Source organism: Neisseria sp. HMSC065D04, from assembly GCF_001815675.1.
Lineage (GTDB): Bacteria > Pseudomonadota > Gammaproteobacteria > Burkholderiales > Neisseriaceae > Neisseria.
The window spans coordinates 23,574-40,340 of sequence record NZ_KV821544.1; the positions used below are offsets into that span (position 1 = coordinate 23,574).

The following is a 16,767-nucleotide window of genomic DNA, read 5'->3' on the forward strand; positions in this document are numbered from 1 at the left end:
ACGCCGTATCATTGCAATTTTAATCCACTATAAGGCGGAATGGCTTGCCGTCAGGGCAGTGCGGGCAACGCCGCCTGATTCGCGGCAATCCGTAAACAAGACAAAAAGGTCGTCTGAAAACCTAAATTCGGGTTTTCAGACGACCTTTCGTTTGGGGGGCAAGCTTTGTTTCATCCTTAAGCTTTTTCGTGTGTCAGATGGCGCACGGACGCGGCAATTTCGTCCGCCATCCGACGGCTGGCGCCTTGATGGCCGGCGACAAAGCGTGCCGCCTGTTGGGCGAAGTGGCTGCGTTCGCTCGGGTTTTCCAAACAGGCTGCCACGAAGGTACGCCATTCGTCCGCATTCTGCACCTGCACCGCCGCTTGGGCTTCCAGCGCGCTGCGGCAGGCGGCGGCAAAGTTGTAGGCGGAAAAGCCGAACACGGTCGGAATGCCGCAGGCTATCGGCTCGATGATGTTTTGACAGCCGCTGTCCACGAGGCTGCCGCCGACAAAGGCGACATCCGAACTGAGGTAGTAGGCAAAGAGTTCGCCCATGCTGTCGCCCACCCAGACTTGGGTTTGCCGGGAAACCGGCAGGTTGTCGCTGCGTTTTTGAACGGTATAACCCAATGCCTGCGCCGTTTCAAAGGTCGTCTGAAAACGCTCCGGATGGCGCGGAACGACGACCAGCAAGGCATCGCCGGTATATTTTTTCCATGCTTCGAGCAAGAGCGCCGCTTCGTCTTGGTCTTTGTAAAAGCGGGTGCTGGCGCAGACGGCGACGGGGCGCGTGCCTATGCGTTCGCGGAAGGCCGCCGCCAGCGCGCGCATCCGTTCGGGCGGGGAAATATCGTATTTGGTGTTGCCGCAGACATGGACGTTGGACGCGCCGATCAAGTGCAGCCGCTCCGCGTCTTCGGCGGTTTGCGCGAAACAGCCGCTTAAGGTTTGCAGCGCAGGCTCGAACAGGTTGCGGATTTTCAAATAGCCGCGCTGCGATTTTTCAGACAGGCGGGCGTTGGCGAGAAACAGGGGGACGTGCGCGTCGGCGCAGGCGTGCATGAGGTTGGGCCAGATTTCCGTTTCCATCAGCACGCCGAACAGGGGGCGGTGTTCCTTCAGGAATTGGGCGACCCATTCGGGTTTGTCGTAAGGCAGGTAACGGCATTGCGCGTCGGGGAACAGTTCTTTCGCGGCGGCGCGTCCGGTCGGCGTCATTTGGGTCATGAGCAGCGGCGCGTCGGGGAAATGGCGGCGCAGCGCTTCCACCAAAGGCTGCGCGGCGCGGGTTTCGCCGACCGATACGGCATGCACCCAAATCGGACGCTGCACAGGCCGGTCAAACGGCTCGCCGAAACGCTCGCCCCAATGGTAGAGATAGGCAGGCGATTTGACGGCGCGCTTTTTGAGATAGTGGCGGATAAGCGGCGGCGCGATGCGCCATAATTGCGTGTAAAACCAACGATTCATGTATTCCACTCGAAAACGGTACGGACGGGGTGGCGGACGGTGCGCGGCGGGGCGGAATGTAGGCGGTTGACGGTTTCAAACAGCCTGTCGCCGAACCTCCGGTTTCCCGAGCCTATTCTAGCCGATTTTGCCGCTTCGCCCACGCCTCTTTTGAACTGACTTGATGTAACGGCGAAAAAAGGTCGTCTGAAAACCCGAAATCCGATTTTCAGACGACCTGTCTTGGTTGCGTCGCAGCGGTTTACGCCGCTTTCTTTTCGCGTATCGGCAGGTTCAGCAAAGCCGCCGTCCCCGCCAACACCGCGTCGGCATACCACATCCAGCCGTAATCGTTGAACCGGTAAATCACGATGCCGCCGATATACGAACCTAAAAAGCCGCCGATTTGGTGGCTCAACATCGTCAGCCCGAACAGCGTCGCCAAATAGCGCGTGCCGAACAGCTTGCCCGTAATCGCAGCGGTCGGGGCGACGGTGGCGAGCCAAGTGAAGCCCAGCGCGGCGGCGAAAATGTAGAAATTGACGTCGGTTCTCGGGGCGGCAAGGTAGATCAGCACCATCGCCACGCGCGAGGCGTAGAGTCCGAACAAAACGTATTTGCCCAAAAACCGCCCCGTACACCAGCCCGAAAAAATACAGCCCGCGATGTTCGCCAAACCGATAATCGCAATCGAAGTCGAAGCGACCGAAGCGGGCAGGCCGCAGAGCGCGATTTCGTTGGGCAGGTGGGTTACCAAAAACGCAATGTGGAAACCGCAGGTAAAAAAGCCTAAGTGCAGCAGGATGTAGCTGCGGTTTTTAAACGCCGCTTTGACTGCCTGCCCCAGCGATTGCCCGTTTTCAGACGACGTGTGGTGCGTGGCGACAGCGTTTTTGCCGCCCGCCAGCCACCACGAAATCGGCAGGATTAAAAGCGCAATCCCGCCCCAAACATAAAACGTCCCCGTCCAACCGACGGCGGGCAACACCAGCAAACCCTGCACCAGCGGCGCAAACAGAAACTGCCCCGCCGAACCGCCCGCGTTGACCAGCCCCGAAGCCAAACCGCGTTTGTGCGGCGGCACTTTCGCCGCGACCTGCCCCATGATGATGGAGAAACCGCCCGCACCCGTTCCGAATGCAAAAAGCAGCCCGATTGCCAGCATCAGCCCCCAATAAGTCGGCATCTGCGGCACCATCAGGCAGGCACAAACCAACAGCAACGCGCCGCCGCCCAAAACCTTAAACGCGCCGAAACGGTCGGCAAGCGCGCCGGAAAGCGGCTGGGACACGCCCCACATCAACTGGAAAACGGCAATAATCAGGCTGAACTCTTGGATACTCAGCTCGGTAGAGTCGACGACGGGGCGGACAAACAGTCCCATAGTCATGCGCATGCCGATGGTAATCAGCAGGATGGCGGCGGCAGCGGCGGTCACCAGCCAAAGGTTGGGGGATTTTTGCTGTGTGTGGGTCATGGTTATTGTTTGTTTCTATTGGAAAATGCCGTTCAATCAACCGGCAAAACAACGGATTTTAACAAACGGGCTGACGCAGGCTAAATAACTCCTGATGCTTTGGATATAGCCAAAACCTCTATCCGCGCCGCATAGACCGTTCTCCTTTATCTGCAAGGCAGGATATGGAACGCGGACGGAAATTCAGCGCGTAAAGAACGGCAAAGGTCGTCTGAAAACCCGAAATCCGATTTTCAGACGACCTTTATTCCAAGAACGGATAAAATCCGTATTGATGAAGCCATATCGGCTTCAAGCGGATTCCCGATATAGTGGATTAAAATTGCAATGATACGGCGTTGCCGCCTTGTCTCATTTTTATTTTAATCCACTATATAATCCGCCCTTTTCAGACGACCCCGACCCGCAACCGCCATGACGCCCATTTATCTCGCCGACACCGCCACCGAACACGCCCGCCTTTTGGCGCGGCAATTCCAGCTTCCGATTTTGTCCGACCTGCCCGACAGCGGCGAATACCTGCTTGCCGATGCGGAAGGCGTCAGCTTGGGCCGCGCGGGGGAGAAGGGGCGCGTCCGCGTCGATTTCGGCGGCGGTGCAGCCCAATACCGTCGCACCAAAGGCGGCGGCGAGCTGATTGCCAAGGCGGTCAACCACACAACCAAACCGACCGTCTGGGACGGCACCGGCGGACTCGGGCGCGACAGTTTCGTCCTCGCCTCGCTCGGTTTGAACGTCCACACTTTCGAGCAGCATCCCGCCGTCGCCTGCCTGCTCGCCGACGGCCTCGAACGCGCGCTGCAAGAGCCTGAAATTCAAGACATCGCCCGCCGCATGACTTTCCATTATGGCAACGCCGTCGAGTTGATGCGCGAACTCGCCGTTCAATCGCGCCCCGACATCGTATACCTCGACCCCATGTACCCCGAACGCCAAAAATCCGCCGCCGTCAAAAAGGAAATGGCGTATTTCCACAGCGTCGTCGGTGCCGCCCAAGAAGAAGCCGAGCTGCTTGCCGCCGCCCGCGCTGTCGCCAAAAAGCGCGTCGTCGTCAAACGCCCGCGCCTCGGCGAGTTTCTCAACGGCGAAAAACCCGCCTACCAATACACGGGCAAAAGCACCCGCTTCGACGTGTACTTGCCTGATTATCCGGTTAAAGACGGGGAATAATTTATAGTGGATTAACTTTAAACCAGTACGGCGTGTTGCCTCGCCTTAGCTCAAAGAGAACGATTCTCTAAGGTGCTGAACGTACTATCTGTACTGTCTGCGGCTTCGTCGCCTTGTCCTGATTTAGAGTTAATCCACTATATAACGCAAAGGTCGTCTGAAAACTGATTTTCAGACGACCTTTGCGTTTCTGCGTCCTGCGTTAGAACGATTTCACCAGCGACAGACCGACTTCGTTTTGCTTGTAGCTGTACAGCCAGTCGGTGTTGCCTTTGACGCGGCGGTGTTTGTAGCTGAGGACGGGCTTGAGGCCGGCGAATTTCCAGCGGTCCGCGCCTATGCTGAGGCGGTAGGTCTGTTCTTTGTCGAGGCGGCGTTGTTCGAGGACGGCGTTTGCTTCGCGGTGGCTGCGGATGCCGAAGGTGGCGGAGGCGGAGGCGTCGAAGCCGGCTTCAAACATTTTTGCCGCGCCCAGCCGTGCGGAGATGAGGCGGTAGCTGTCCACGGGTTCTTTGGCTTTGCGCTGCTGCCAGTCTATGCCGCCGTAGAGCATGAGGTCGTTGCGCGGGAAGTAGGACAGGGTGTTGTAAACGGAGAAGAGGCTGCCGTCGAGCAGGCGGGTTTTGTCGGAATAGGAGAGGTGTTTCCACTCGGCTTCGGTGTTCCACGTCCAGCTGCCTTTGTCGAGGTTCCACTCGCTGCGCACGCCGTAGGCGCGGTTGAGGGTTTTGCCGCCGCTGCCGTTCCATTCGACAAGCGGGGCGAGGGCGAAGGTGTGGCGGTGGTTTTCAAACTGGTAGCCTGCGCTGAGGTTGAGTGTGTGTTCGTTGAAGTCTTTATGGTCGCGGTAGAAGCGGCCGTAGCCGAGCGCGCGGGCGGCGATACCGTGGTGTCCTTTAATCTGCCAGCGGCGGACGGCGGCGGCTTCGTATTTGATGCCGTTGGCGAAAATGGGCTTGTCGCCTGAAAATTCTTCCCAGCATTCACCGTCGATTTCGGTTTTACACCACGTTTTGCCGCTGGCTTCGTTGATGTTGCTGTTGTGGACGGTGCCGACGGAAAGGCTGCCCTGCCAGCTTTGGCGTTGGTTTAGAGAGTCGCGGAAATGGCCGATGTTTTCTTTGACGGCTTCGGGCAGGTCTTCGTTTTGCAGGCGCATAAATTCGGAAGTGGCTTCGCGGTTCAGACGACCTTCAAAGAGCAGGCGGGCGTAATCGAGCCGTCCGCGCGTGAAGTCGGGATGGCGTTGCAGCAGGGTTTCGTAGTCTTGTTTGGCATCTTTCCACCTGCCTTCGCCGCGGGCGAGCGAGGCGCGGGCAAAGAGGGCGATGTCGGGGTCGTATTCGGTTTGCTGAGTATAACGCTCAAGCAGCGGGCGCACGGTTTGCCAGTCGCTGCGGTTGACGGCGTTAAACAGGGCTTCGCCTTGGTCGGCTTCGGGGTCGGTTTCGGCTGTCTGCCCGATGTGTTCGGCGGGAATGTCGAGACGGTATTCGCGCACTTTTTGTTCCTGTTCCTGCATGGTTTGGCGGGTGTCCTGCCACAGGCGTTGCGCGGTACGGTCGTCTGAAAAGTCGGAGCGTGGCGCGGCAAGGACGGGGGCGGCGAGAAAGAGGATAAGGCAGGCAGACGGTTTGTACATGGTGTCGGCTTTCCGGTCGGCGGTTTCAGACGACCTTGAGAAGGTTGGAGGCAAGTGTTTAAAAAAGCCTGCGTGAAGCAGGCTTTATTTTACTTAACTACGGATTTTAGCGTTTCACACCGCCGAATGCCGTATCCAAGTTGCGGTCGGTTTTAAATTTGGCAACACCGGCCAGCGCGCTTGCGTTGTGGCCGAAGAAGTGGCCTTCGGTTTTACCGAAGTGGCCGTTGGCGCGGGCGTAGCCTTCAAACGATGCGCTGGACGGTTTGATGCGGGAATGGATGTCCATCTGTACCGCGTTGTTTTTCATAGAACCTGCCAAGACGCGTTGACCGAAGTCCGCGCGCAAAGTACCGACCATCGGGTTGTTGCCGGTGTAATTGTTGATACCTTTGACGGCGTAGTTGGCTACACCGGATACCGGCATAGAGGTGGCGCGTTTGTCGCCTGAGTAGAAAACGCCGCGGTTGGTGCCTTTGGCGTATTCTTTGCCGACCCACTCGCCGTAGTACACTTCAGAGCCGCCGCTCTTGATGGTGTTGAACGCATAGCGGCCGAGGTTTTGACGGGTGTATGCGTCGTTGACCTGTACGGTTTTCACGCCGTTGCGGTCTACATTGCCGGGCATGCGGTTGACGTTGGTGTAGTGCACGCCTGAACGGTAGGCAGCGTGTTTCATCACTTTTTCGCCTTCGGCTTCAGATGCGGGTTTGCCCCATTTTTTGCCGTATTTGTGGTTTTGGTAACCGTAATCAAATGGATTGTAGGCATTGTTGGCGGCAAATACGCCTGCGCTGAACAAAACAGCCAAAACAGCAGCGGTGGTTTTTTGCAGATTCAGTTTCATGATACGCTCCTTAGGGGAAAAACGATGGTGGGGAAAATGATGTTCCGTCCGTGTCAGTGTGAGCAGACTATCGTTATGTGAGGAGACTTGTTTTTCTTTTTCTGAACACCATTCTAGGCTGGGAGTGTTAGAGGAGAATTAGCGGATGTTTTAGGGAGTGTCTTAATGAGATAAGAATATTTATTTTTGGTTAAGATGTATAGTGGGTTAACTTTAAACCAGTACGGCGTTGCCTCACTTTCTCAAAGAGAACGATTCTCTAAGGTGCTGAACACTATCTTACTGTCTGCGGCTTCGTCGCCTTGTCCTGATTTAGAGTTAATCCACTATATTTGGAATCAATCGGCGCGAGCGGAATGATGCTGTCCGCCAAATTGCCCGTGGTTACGTTGTTTTGTCCCGATGGATATTCGATTTGCGATTAGGCTGGTGTGTCAGAGGGAAGTTGTCCTCAAACAAAAAAAGGTCGTCTGAAAAGTTTCAGACGACCTTTTTTCAACAACATCTTAGCGGATGTTGACGTACGCGCCTGAGTGCAGGTCGCGCAGCAGGTTTGCTGTGGCTTGTTGGGCTTTTTGTCCGGACATGTATTGGCGTACGGCGTTGCGTTGGCGCTCTTCGGGCGTGCCGGCGTCACGGACATCGTTCAGCTTAATGATGTGCCAGCCGAATTGTGTGCGTACGGGTGGGCTGACTTGGCCGGGTTTGAGTTTGTGGACGGCTTCTTCAAACGGCGGAACCATCATGCCGTCGGCGAACCAACCCAAATCACCGCCGCTGTTCGCGCTGCCGTCTTGCGAATATTGGCGCGCCAAACCGGCGAAGTCCGCACCGCTGCGGGCTTGTGCGTAGATTTTGCGGATGGTGCTTTCCGCGCCTGCCGCTGCGTTGTCGTTGTCGGCTTTAATCAGGATGTGCTGCGCGCTGTATTGGCGCATCGGTTCGCCTTCGGGCAGGGCGACAACTTGTTGGCGCGCGCGCTCGATGAAGCTGTTGACTTCTGCATCGCTGACGCGGCTGTTTTGCATCACGGCCTGCTGGCGTACTTTTTCCATAATGATGGTGTCGGCGATTTCGCGGCGGGTCTGTGCGGACGGATTTTTCAGCGACGGCGTTTGGGCGATGACGGCATCGATTTCGGCATCGGTCGCTTGAATGTTGCGGCGTTTGCCTGCTTGAACAATCAGGGATTGGTTGACCAGTTGCGCCAGGACCTGCTGGCGGAGTTCGTCTTCGCTGATTTGCGTGCCTTTGGGAAGGTGTTGGCGCGCTTCGGCAATGGCATGTGCCAGCTGGCGCTGGGTAATGACTTCGTTGTCGGCAATGGCGGCGATGCCGTCGGAAAGGCGTACGGCGCCCGAATCGGCAGGCGTGGCTGCCGCTGCCTGTTTTGCCGCTTTCTGCGTTTTGACCGGCTTGCCTTTGGATGCGGCTTTGGGCGCGGCGTGTGCGTTCAATGCCAGACCGAGTGCGGCGGCAAGAATCAGGGGTTTGACGTTCATGGGGTAACTACCTCGTTGGTTTTGCTGTGGCCGGGAATGGCCAAGCGCAGTTTTTCAAATGGGTTGTTGCCGAGATTGCTCAGGTCTTTGAGTTGGAGATTGAAGAATACGGCATTTTTGCGGCTGTTTTCGCCGGTCACGTAGCGTTGTCCGACGAGGCTCGCGCTCCAGCAGCCGCAATCGCTTTTGTATTCCGCGCCAACCAAGATTTCAAGCGGTTTCTTGGCTTGGATTTCGTAGTTGTAACGTGCGACGGCGTAAAGGTTTTTACGGATGGGCCATTGCGCCGCCAAATCGATTTGGCGGATTTTATCGTAGAAATAGTTGCCGTCCGATTGCAGGTAAATGCGTTCGTTGCGGCCGTATTTGTAACGCGCGCTCAATACTTTGCCCGGCTCGGGATTGTAGCGGACGGTCGCGGCGTAGCTTTCGGCGCGGCTTTCGTTTTGGTTGTAGTGGATATCGAAGCCGGCATGGATGCTGTCGCTCAGTTTGCCGTGCGCGAAGCCGACCCAGTCGGATTGGCTGCGTTCATAACGGCCGACGCTGCCGTCCAGCAATACGTTGTCGTTTTTGAAATAAAACTTCTGTCCGATGCCGGCACGGAACAGTTCGGCACCGTTGTTCGGATTGAGGAATCGGGTTTGCGCGGCGGCGGTCAGGCTGTTGGCGGAGTTGATGCGGTCGTTGCCGACGTACAGGTTTTCACGGAAAAGCTGGTTGTAAGAGAAGCTGTTTTCCGAGGTGTCGAAATTGGGTAAGTCGTTTTGGGACTTGGTCGGGATGTAGTTGTAGAACAGGCGCGGTTCGAGGGTTTGAAGATAGGCTTTGCCGAACACATTGGCGTTGCGCTCGAAGGTCATGCCGGTATCGACGTTGAATATCGGCAATACGCGGCTGACGCGGCGGCTGGATTGGTTGCCGAACGAGCCTAAGTCGTAATAAGTCGCGTGTACGCCGATTTTCGGACGGATATAGCCCCATTGGTTGTTGAAATCCCAACGGACGCTGGGATACAGCACGGTACGGCTGCCGTCTTGTTTGCTGTCGTGGACGAAACGGGTGAACTGGCTGAATACGTTGATATTCGCCTTGCCTATGGTTTTCTGCCAACGTCCGGTCAGGCGCGGCATGATGGCGTAGGGTTCGTCTTTGTAACCGTTTTGGTTGGCAAGGGTCTGGTATTTCTGTACGTTCAGCGCACCGTCAAAAGAGCCGCCCCAGATATTGTCGCCGTAGTTCAGCCACAGTTGGCGGTTGAGGTTGACGTTGCTGGCAATGTCCTCGCGTCCGTAGAAATCGCGGTAGTAATTGTCGTCTGAAACCTGATTAAAGTTGATGCCGCCGCTGAGTTTGTCGGTCAGTTGGTGGTTGTGGTCAAACTTGATTTGATAGCGGTTGTTTTCATGGCGTTTTTTATCGTGCGGCATCCAATCGCCGTCAATGACGCCGTTAAATTTCGGTTCGAGATAGCGGACCTGTCCGCCAAGCTGCACGCCGCGCGAGCTGATGATGCCGGGGCGGAAGGTGGCGTCCAAGTTGGGGGCGAGGTTGAAATAATAGGGAAGGGCGAGTTCCAAACCGTCCGAACCGGTTGACAAGGTCGGCACCAACAGACCGCTCTTGCGATGGCCGTTGAGCGGGAAATCTGCCCAAGGCGTATAAAGTACAGGAACGCCGCCGAACACCAGCGATGCGTCTTTTGCCACGCCTATGCCCGTTTCCTGATCGGTTTCGATGCTTTTCGCTTTGATGAACCAACTCGCATCACCGGGCGAGCAGGTATTGAATTTGGTATTGATGAGCTTGTACAGCCCTTTGCCTTTCATTTCCGCCTTTTCGCTGACGCTTTGGAGGCGGCGGCCGTCTTTTTCGGCATCGACGCGGACGTATTCGCTCGAGCCGGTATTGTCTTTCAGGTTGTACACCAAAGTATCGCCGCTGGCGGTCGAGCCGTCTTGATACAGCGTAAAGCGGTCGCCCGCCCTGACGGTATCGCTGGTTTGGTCGTAATCCGCCCAATCGGCGTTCAACACTTCCTGATTGCGCTCGATGATGACGTCGCCTTCGGCGCGGACGGCGACTTTAGACTGTCCGGCAACCTTGTCCGCAATCACACGGGTGTAATCCTGCGGCAGGGGGTCTTCGCCGCTGCGTTTGATCTCAGGCTGTTTGTTTGCTTCGGAAGCCTGATGCTGGCAAAACAGGCAGGTATCGCCCAAGGACAATTTATCCTGATCGGCAGGACGACGGTTTTCCCCGCTCTGAACCGCAGGCGGGGTGGCCCTTACCGGCTCGTAATCGGCAGGTTGCGGCAAAGATGCATTTTGCGCATATGCCCCTCCCGCGCCGAAGCCGACGCTTAACGCCAAAACCAATGGTTTGAGTGAAAATAAACGAGCCAAAATCGCCCCTTAAATCGGTTTGCCAGTTAGAATAGCGGTTATTTTAACCTGAAAATCTGCGACACCGCTATGCAACGACAAACCGAATTACAAAATTGGCTTCGTGCCGTCTATCCCGAACAAAACTTCGAATTGAGCTTCGCCGCCGCCGATGCCGACTTCCGACGCTACTTCCGCGCTGCTTTTGCCAACGGCAAGACCGTCATCTGCATGGACGCGCCGCCCGATAAAATGAGCGTCGCTCCTTACCTAAAAGTGCAAAAACTTTTCAATATGCTTAACGTTCCCCAAGTATTGCATGTGGACGAAGCGCAGGGATTCATGGTGCTCAACGACTTGGGCAGCACCACTTTCCTGACCGCCATGCAGCAAGAGCAAGGCACGGATGCACACAAAGTCCTGCTGCTTGAAGTCATAGACGAACTGGTCGAGCTGCAAAAAGCCAGCCGCGCGGGCGAATTGCCCGATTACGACCGCGACATCATGCTGCGCGAAATCAACCTTTTCCCCGAATGGTTCGTCGCCAAAGAACTCGGACGCGAACTCAACTTCAAACAACGCCAGCTTTGGCAGCAAACCATAGACACCCTGCTGCCGCCGCTGCTTGCCCAGCCGCAGGTGTACGTCCACCGCGACTTCATCGTCCGCAACCTCATGCTCACCACCGGCCGACCCGGCGTACTCGATTTCCAAGACGCACTCTACGGCCCGATTTCCTACGACTTGGTTTCCCTCCTGCGCGACGCCTTCATCGAATGGGAAGAAGAATTCGTCTTGGACTTGGTCATCCGTTACTGGGAAAAAGCCCGCGCCGCCGGATTGCCCGTACCCGCCGCGTTTGACGAGTTTTACCGCTGGTTTGAATGGATGGGCGTACAGCGTCATCTGAAAGTCGCCGGCATCTTCGCCCGCCTGTACTACCGCGACGGCAAGGACAAATACCGCCCCGAAATCCCGCGTTTCCTCAACTACCTGCGCCGCACCTCCCGCCGCTACACCGAGCTTGCTCCGCTTTACGCGCTGTTGGTCGAACTGGTCGGCGATGATGAATTGGAAACCGGGTTTACGTTTTAAAAGGCAGATGGCTTTGTGCCATTCTTGATGATGAAAGAGGTCGTCTGAAAATCCTGAAATGGGGTTTCAGACGACCTCTTTAAGTCTGCTCTCGTCTGTTGAGGATGTTGTGGATAGGATTTCGGATACATGGCATGAGAGTTCGCGTAGCTCATTTCTTTTTCACTATAAAAAGGTCGTCTGAAAACCTGATTTCAAGTTTTCAGACGACCTTTTGCATTCATGCCGGTCCAGCCTTAGCAAAAACTAAGCCTCCGCCACGGAATCGCGGCTGAAGGTTTTTTCGCAGTAGTGGCATTTGAGCTTGGTCTGCCCGCTTTGTTTGCGAACGTAGAAGCGGCTTTTCACCGGCTCGCCGTGGCTGGCACAGTTGGTGTTCGGGCAGCGGAACACTTCGGCGATTTCGTCGGGCAGGGTAAGCCGGCGTTTGTTGATGACTTTGAAGTGGTCGATGGTGTTGACGACGGCTTCGGGGGCGAAGAGGGCGAGGCGGTTGGCGGCGTTGTCGTCCAGCCAGACGCCGGTGATTTTGATGATGTCTTTGCTGCCTTGGGTTTTGCTGGGCAGGTTGAAGCCGACGGTGACGGCGCTGCCGTAGTGCAGTAGTTTGAATTGGCGCAGGATAATCAGGCCTTTGCCGGCGGGGATGTGGTCGATGACGGTGCCTTTTTCGATGGCTTCGACGCTGAGTTTTGGGGTTTCCATATTTGCTCCTTATACTTCTTCGTTCAACACCAGCGATAAAATCGCCATGCGGGCGTAAACGCCGTTGGTCGCCTGCTCGAAATAGTAGGCGTGCGGCGTGGCATCGACGTCGGGGTGGATTTCGTCAACGCGCGGCAGGGGGTGCAGCACGCGCAGGTTGGGGCGTGCGTTGGCGAGCATGGCGGCGTTGAGGTTGAATTTGCCTTGGATTTTGGCGAACTCTTGTTCGTCGAAGCGTTCGCGTTGGACACGGGTCATGTACAGGATGTCCGCCCATTCGACGGCGGTTTCGAGGTCGGGCAGGATTTGGTAGCGGCAGCCTGCGGCTTCGAGTTCTTCGGTGATGTATTCGGGCATGGCGAGGCTGGGCGGGGAGACGAAGGCAAATTCGCAGTCCCAGCGTTTGAGGGCTTGGCAGAGGGAATGGACGGTGCGGCCGTATTTGAGGTCGCCCGCCATGGCGATTTTGAGCTTGTTCAGACGACCTTGGGTTTCGTAAATGGTCACGAGGTCGAGCAGGGTTTGGCTGGGGTGTTGGTTGGTGCCGTCGCCGGCGTTGATGACGGGGACTTTGGAAAACTCGGCGGACACGCGTGCGGCGCCGTCTTTGGGGTGGCGTTGGATGATGGCGTCGGTGTAGCTGGAGATGATGCGGGCGGTGTCGGCGAGGGTTTCGCCTTTTTTCGCGCTGGTGTTGGCGCCGTCGGAGAAGCCGATGACTTTGCCGCCCAAGCGTTGTACGGCGGTTTCAAACGACAGGCGCGTGCGGGTGGAGGGTTCAAAAAAGCATGAGCCGATGAGTTTGCCTTCGAGCAGGTCGTCGCGCGGGTCGGTTTTGAGCTTGAGGGCGGTTTGCAGGAGCAGCTCGAGCTGTTCGGTCGTCAGGTCGGAAATGGAGATGACGTGTTGTCGGTAAAGCGGGTTGGGCATTCGGCTTCCTTTCTTCAATTCGGCAAAAACCCCGCTAAGGCGGGGTTTTACGAAACAACGACGGACGCGCCGCGGCGTGCGGTACGGGCAAAACGGGCGGGGCGGGCGTTGAGGCGCATGGGTCGTCTGAAATCGTTTTGAGGTGGCGGTATTATCGCATATTTGACGGGGTGGGGTTTCGGATTTTCGTGAAAAGGGGTCGTCTGAAAAATGGGGTTTCATCCTTTTCAGACGACCTGCTTTATTCGGTTTTGCCCGTCAGGGCTTTCATACAAAGCTGATATTCCGCCTTGCCCGTATCTCGGGCGAAGATGGCGTAGTCGGATTTGGGGACGGCGTTCAAAGCCGATTGCGGAAAGTGGTAGATTTCTTGCGCCACGCGCTCGGTTAGCCCTTGAATGAAGGAGCGGCTGTAATCGTTTTTGGCAACGACCATAAAGCGTTCGTTCATCTTCTCAACGGTTTGTCCGATGCCCGTACCGGACAAACGTTCGCCCATGACGGTTTGAGCCATCAGTCCGACCAGGGCGCATTGGTCTTGGAAGGATGCTTCTTGCGGTTCGGCGTGTACAACAGAGAATGCGGCGGCGAGCAGGAGGGCTGCGGTATATTTTTGTCTGTTCATGGTGATTTCTTTGGAATAGAGGTTGTTGGAGCAGGCGGGAATTTACATGAAGTATTCTGTGGTGGCAACAATACGAAGCCGGCAGGATTTCAGGCGTGAAAAAGCGAGAAGGCGAAACCGTTTACCGTTTGGGCATTATCCGCGGGCGAAACGGCGACGAACATCAGACGCAGGTCGTCTGAATTTTACTACCGGAATGATTTAAGGCTATTTGAAATATAGTGGATTAGCTTTAAACCATTACGGCGTTGCCTCGCCTTAGCTCAAAGAGAACGATTCTCTAAGGTGCTGAAGTACCAAGTGAATCGGTTCCGTACTATCTGTACTGTCTGCGGCTTCGTCGCCTTGTCCTGATTTAGAGTTAATCCACTATATGTTTCAGACAGTCTTATGTTATTCCCTATGAATTTAAGCAGTTGCCGGAAATTTTGTGAAAACATCATAGGACGTACCGATAATTTGAGAACTTATCTTCCTGTTTAATAGTCTATTTTATTGTCGAGAATACCCCGGCAGGATTCCATGATATGCAAAATCAAAATGAAGCATCCGTTAGGTGCGGGTCGTCTGAAACCGCTGTTTCCCGACTTTCTCTGCTGCTTTGGGCGGGAATTGCAGCGGCGGTGTGCTGGACTGTTGCCGATATGCTGCTGGTTGGATTCGTGCAGACGCCGGAACGTTATCCTTTGCTTTCGCAGACGCTGGCGCCGCAGTTGGGCGAGGCGGCGGATTTTGCCGTGCTGATGCAGGCCGGCTCGCCCGAGCGACTGCTGTGGGGCGTGTTGCCGGCGACGTTTTCTGCGGCGCTGTATCTGGCGGCGGCATTCGGCGTTTACCGGCTGATGCGGCCCGGACGCACGGCCAAGGTTGGTTTTGCAGTGTTGTTTTTCGGATATGCGCTGTCGCCTTTGGGGCATGCCGGTTTTTATTTTACGGGCATGGTTGCCAAGGTGCTGCTGAATGCCGTGCCGGACGATTATCCGCCGCTACTGACGCTGTTCCGTCATTTTTACCGGATGCTGGAGGTGCACTGGATGGCTTCGGTCGGTTCGATTGCGGCGGGATGGCTGCTGTTGCTGGTACAGACGCTGCGCCGTAGGACGCTGCTTCCGCGCGCCGCCGCGTGGTGCAATCCGTTGCCGGTAGGAACGGTTATTGCGGTTTCGTGCAGCCTGTTTCCGCAATCGCCTGTTGCCGCCTCGCTTGGCGGGGCGACGTTTAATCTGGCGCAGTTGGTGTTTTTTGTTTGTGCGGCGGCGTGTGTCCGCAGGCGGGGAATGGGGATGCAGCCGGGCTGAAATAAAACGATGCCATCTTTGTCGGACGGCAATCATCCGCTTTGGCGCCGATGCTTGTAATACAGGTAATCCGCCGTTTCATCCCAAACACATCACACATCATATTGCTGCTACGGCTCAAAGGTCGTCTGAAATTTAACGTTCCATTTTCAGACGACCCCTTGTCGTTTTTCAAAAAACAAAAAATCCGACTCCAGCCCCGAACGCCACGAAGCACGGACAGTAGGGTATAATTGCGAAATATATTCTTTTGTGAAATCAATAAAAAACAAAGACGAAAAGCAGTTTTTGAAAGGTTTCACCCTAATTTCAAACTCTACACAGGAAACCGCCATGTTAGTCTGCAACCCTTACGAAGTCGTGATTCACGGCACAACCAACAAAGGCAAGATTTTCCGTCCCAGCGACTGGGCAGAACGCCTGTGCGGCATATTGTCCTCATTCACCAAAGACAACCGGCTGTCCTACTCCAACTGGGTGCGCCCCATGCTGGTGGACAACGTCCGCTGCGTCGCCGTCGATAAGAAACTCGAAGAAGACAATCCGCAGATGTTCCGTTTCCTGATGGACTTTGCCGCCGACAACGACCTGCGCATCATCGACTGCAAAGAGCTTTTGAAAGAACAGGAAGCCAAAGCGCAAGGCGAACCTGCCGAACGCGTCCCGCTGGCGCAAGCCATCGAAGAAAAACATGCCGCCGAAAAAGCGCCGATCCAAGCCGCCGCTGCCGACTACGTTTTGCGCGAAATCCCGCCCGAAGATACATCCACCGCCTTCGCCGCCCTCAGCGTCCTGCGTTCTTCATTGACCGACATCAGCAAATTCACCGAACAAATCAACACCGTCCAACGCCCCGCCGGCTATCGCCTCTTGGGTATTTTCGAAGAAGGCAAACACAACGCCGTCGCCGTCTGCGGCTTCCGCGAATCCTGCAACCTCGCCAGCGGCCGCCATATCCACATCGACGACATCGTTACCCTGCCGCAAAGCCGCCGCAAAGGCTACGCCTCCCGCCTGTTGGCAGAAGTCCGTAAAATCGGCGCGGAAACAGGCGTGACCAAAATCCACCTCAACGTCCACGTCAACCACGACCGCGTCGATGCGCACCGCCTGTATTTCAAAAACGGCTTCGAAATCTGCGCATACCATTTCCGCTGCGATCCTAAATAAACAAAAGGTCGTCTGAAAATCAAATACGGTTTCAGACGACCTTTATAAATATATAGTGGATTAACTTTAAACCAGTACGGCGTTGCCTCGCCTTAGCTCAAAGAGAACGATTCTCTAAGGTGCTGAAGTACCAAGTGAATCGGTTCCGTACTATCTCTGTACTGTCTGCGGCTTCGTCGCCTTGTCCTGATTTAGAGTTAATCCACTATATATTCCAGGTTTCAACTCAATCTGTACTTACTCAATACATTAATTAAGAAGAGCTTTCTTCGTATTTAAATATTTTTTTATTTCCCTGATATTTTTCAATTTAAATTTTGTTTTTACATCAGTACCACCATCATATCCTGAAACGTTTTTACCTAGAATATGATCTACAGATGTAAGTTGCAGTTCACTATTTTCTTCGCCTTTATAAATTTTATATAAATGAATCGTATAATCTTTGCCCTCAGGTTGAGGGTAACAACAAAATTCCTCTGAAAATAG

General features: G+C 55.3%; 14 protein-coding genes and 1 pseudogene. 4 read left to right on the top strand and 11 right to left on the bottom strand.

Annotation, left to right across the window (positions count from 1 at the left end; genetic code table 11):
- Positions 1 to 176 precede the first annotated feature (176 nt).
- The 3 genes from waaA to HMPREF3050_RS11130 are packed head-to-tail and all read right to left on the bottom strand — an operon-like array spanning position 177 to position 2,910.
- Positions 177 to 1,454, bottom strand: coding sequence for a lipid IV(A) 3-deoxy-D-manno-octulosonic acid transferase (waaA, locus tag HMPREF3050_RS11125; RefSeq protein ID WP_070774830.1), 1,278 nt, complete (start codon positions 1,452 to 1,454; stop codon positions 177 to 179).
- Positions 1,451 to 1,771, bottom strand: coding sequence for a hypothetical protein (locus HMPREF3050_RS14455; protein ID WP_141758445.1), 321 nt, complete (start codon positions 1,769 to 1,771; stop codon positions 1,451 to 1,453). The genes waaA and HMPREF3050_RS14455 overlap by 4 nt, the downstream gene beginning before the upstream one ends.
- Positions 1,696 to 2,910, bottom strand: a complete 1,215-nt coding sequence (locus tag HMPREF3050_RS11130; protein WP_070774831.1) for an MFS transporter — start codon at positions 2,908 to 2,910, stop codon at positions 1,696 to 1,698. The genes HMPREF3050_RS14455 and HMPREF3050_RS11130 overlap by 76 nt, the downstream gene beginning before the upstream one ends.
- 414 nt (positions 2,911 to 3,324) lie before the next feature.
- On the opposite strand from HMPREF3050_RS11130, the gene HMPREF3050_RS11135 reads away from it, so the two are divergent.
- A complete protein-coding gene (locus HMPREF3050_RS11135) occupies positions 3,325 to 4,080 on the top strand; it encodes a class I SAM-dependent methyltransferase (RefSeq protein ID WP_070774832.1) in 756 nt (251 codons plus the stop codon).
- 202 nt (positions 4,081 to 4,282) lie between these two features.
- Here the strand turns inward: HMPREF3050_RS11135 and HMPREF3050_RS11140 are convergent, their stop codons facing one another.
- From HMPREF3050_RS11140 to HMPREF3050_RS11155, 4 genes are all read right to left on the bottom strand, one after another.
- On the bottom strand, positions 4,283 to 5,722 hold the full coding sequence (locus HMPREF3050_RS11140; RefSeq protein WP_070774833.1) for a porin family protein: 1,440 nt from the start codon (positions 5,720 to 5,722) through the stop codon (positions 4,283 to 4,285).
- 106 nt (positions 5,723 to 5,828) lie between these two features.
- A complete protein-coding gene (locus tag HMPREF3050_RS11145; protein WP_003758881.1) occupies positions 5,829 to 6,569 on the bottom strand; it encodes a Slam-dependent surface lipoprotein in 741 nt (246 codons plus the stop codon).
- Between the two features lie 506 nt (positions 6,570 to 7,075).
- Positions 7,076 to 8,071 (bottom strand): peptidylprolyl isomerase, encoded by a 996-nt coding sequence (locus tag HMPREF3050_RS11150; RefSeq protein WP_070774834.1) that lies wholly within the window; start codon positions 8,069 to 8,071, stop codon positions 7,076 to 7,078.
- Complete coding sequence (locus HMPREF3050_RS11155) at positions 8,068 to 10,476, bottom strand: LPS-assembly protein LptD (RefSeq protein ID WP_168166271.1); 2,409 nt, start codon at positions 10,474 to 10,476, stop codon at positions 8,068 to 8,070. The genes HMPREF3050_RS11150 and HMPREF3050_RS11155 overlap by 4 nt, the downstream gene beginning before the upstream one ends.
- A 69-nt stretch (positions 10,477 to 10,545) precedes the next feature.
- Between HMPREF3050_RS11155 and amgK the strand changes: the two genes are divergently transcribed.
- The gene (gene amgK / locus HMPREF3050_RS11160; RefSeq protein ID WP_070774836.1) at positions 10,546 to 11,550 is read left to right on the top strand and encodes an N-acetylmuramate/N-acetylglucosamine kinase AmgK; all 1,005 of its coding nucleotides are present in this window, start codon (positions 10,546 to 10,548) and stop codon (positions 11,548 to 11,550) included.
- A gap of 246 nt (positions 11,551 to 11,796) precedes the next feature.
- Here amgK and pyrI read toward each other — a convergent pair whose 3' ends face one another.
- The 3 genes from pyrI to HMPREF3050_RS11175 form a co-directional block, all read right to left on the bottom strand.
- Complete coding sequence (gene pyrI, locus HMPREF3050_RS11165) at positions 11,797 to 12,255, bottom strand: aspartate carbamoyltransferase regulatory subunit (RefSeq protein ID WP_003758869.1); 459 nt, start codon at positions 12,253 to 12,255, stop codon at positions 11,797 to 11,799.
- A gap of 9 nt (positions 12,256 to 12,264) precedes the next feature.
- Entirely contained in the window at positions 12,265 to 13,185 is a 921-nt protein-coding gene (gene pyrB, locus HMPREF3050_RS11170) for an aspartate carbamoyltransferase (protein WP_003780394.1), read from the bottom strand.
- 241 nt (positions 13,186 to 13,426) lie between these two features.
- Positions 13,427 to 13,810, bottom strand: coding sequence for a hypothetical protein (locus HMPREF3050_RS11175; protein ID WP_070774837.1), 384 nt, complete (start codon positions 13,808 to 13,810; stop codon positions 13,427 to 13,429).
- 527 nt (positions 13,811 to 14,337) lie between these two features.
- Between HMPREF3050_RS11175 and HMPREF3050_RS11180 the strand changes: the two genes are divergently transcribed.
- Together HMPREF3050_RS11180 and HMPREF3050_RS11185 are read left to right on the top strand one after the other, a co-directional pair.
- On the top strand, positions 14,338 to 15,108 hold the full coding sequence (locus HMPREF3050_RS11180) for a DUF6796 family protein (protein ID WP_070774838.1): 771 nt from the start codon (positions 14,338 to 14,340) through the stop codon (positions 15,106 to 15,108).
- Positions 15,109 to 15,441: 333 nt separating this feature from the next.
- Entirely contained in the window at positions 15,442 to 16,278 is an 837-nt protein-coding gene (locus HMPREF3050_RS11185; RefSeq protein ID WP_070774839.1) for a GNAT family N-acetyltransferase, read from the top strand.
- A 249-nt stretch (positions 16,279 to 16,527) separates the two neighbouring features.
- On the opposite strand, the pseudogene HMPREF3050_RS11190 reads toward HMPREF3050_RS11185, so the two are convergent.
- A pseudogene (locus HMPREF3050_RS11190) lies at positions 16,528 to 16,767 on the bottom strand (hypothetical protein); the annotation flags it as partial.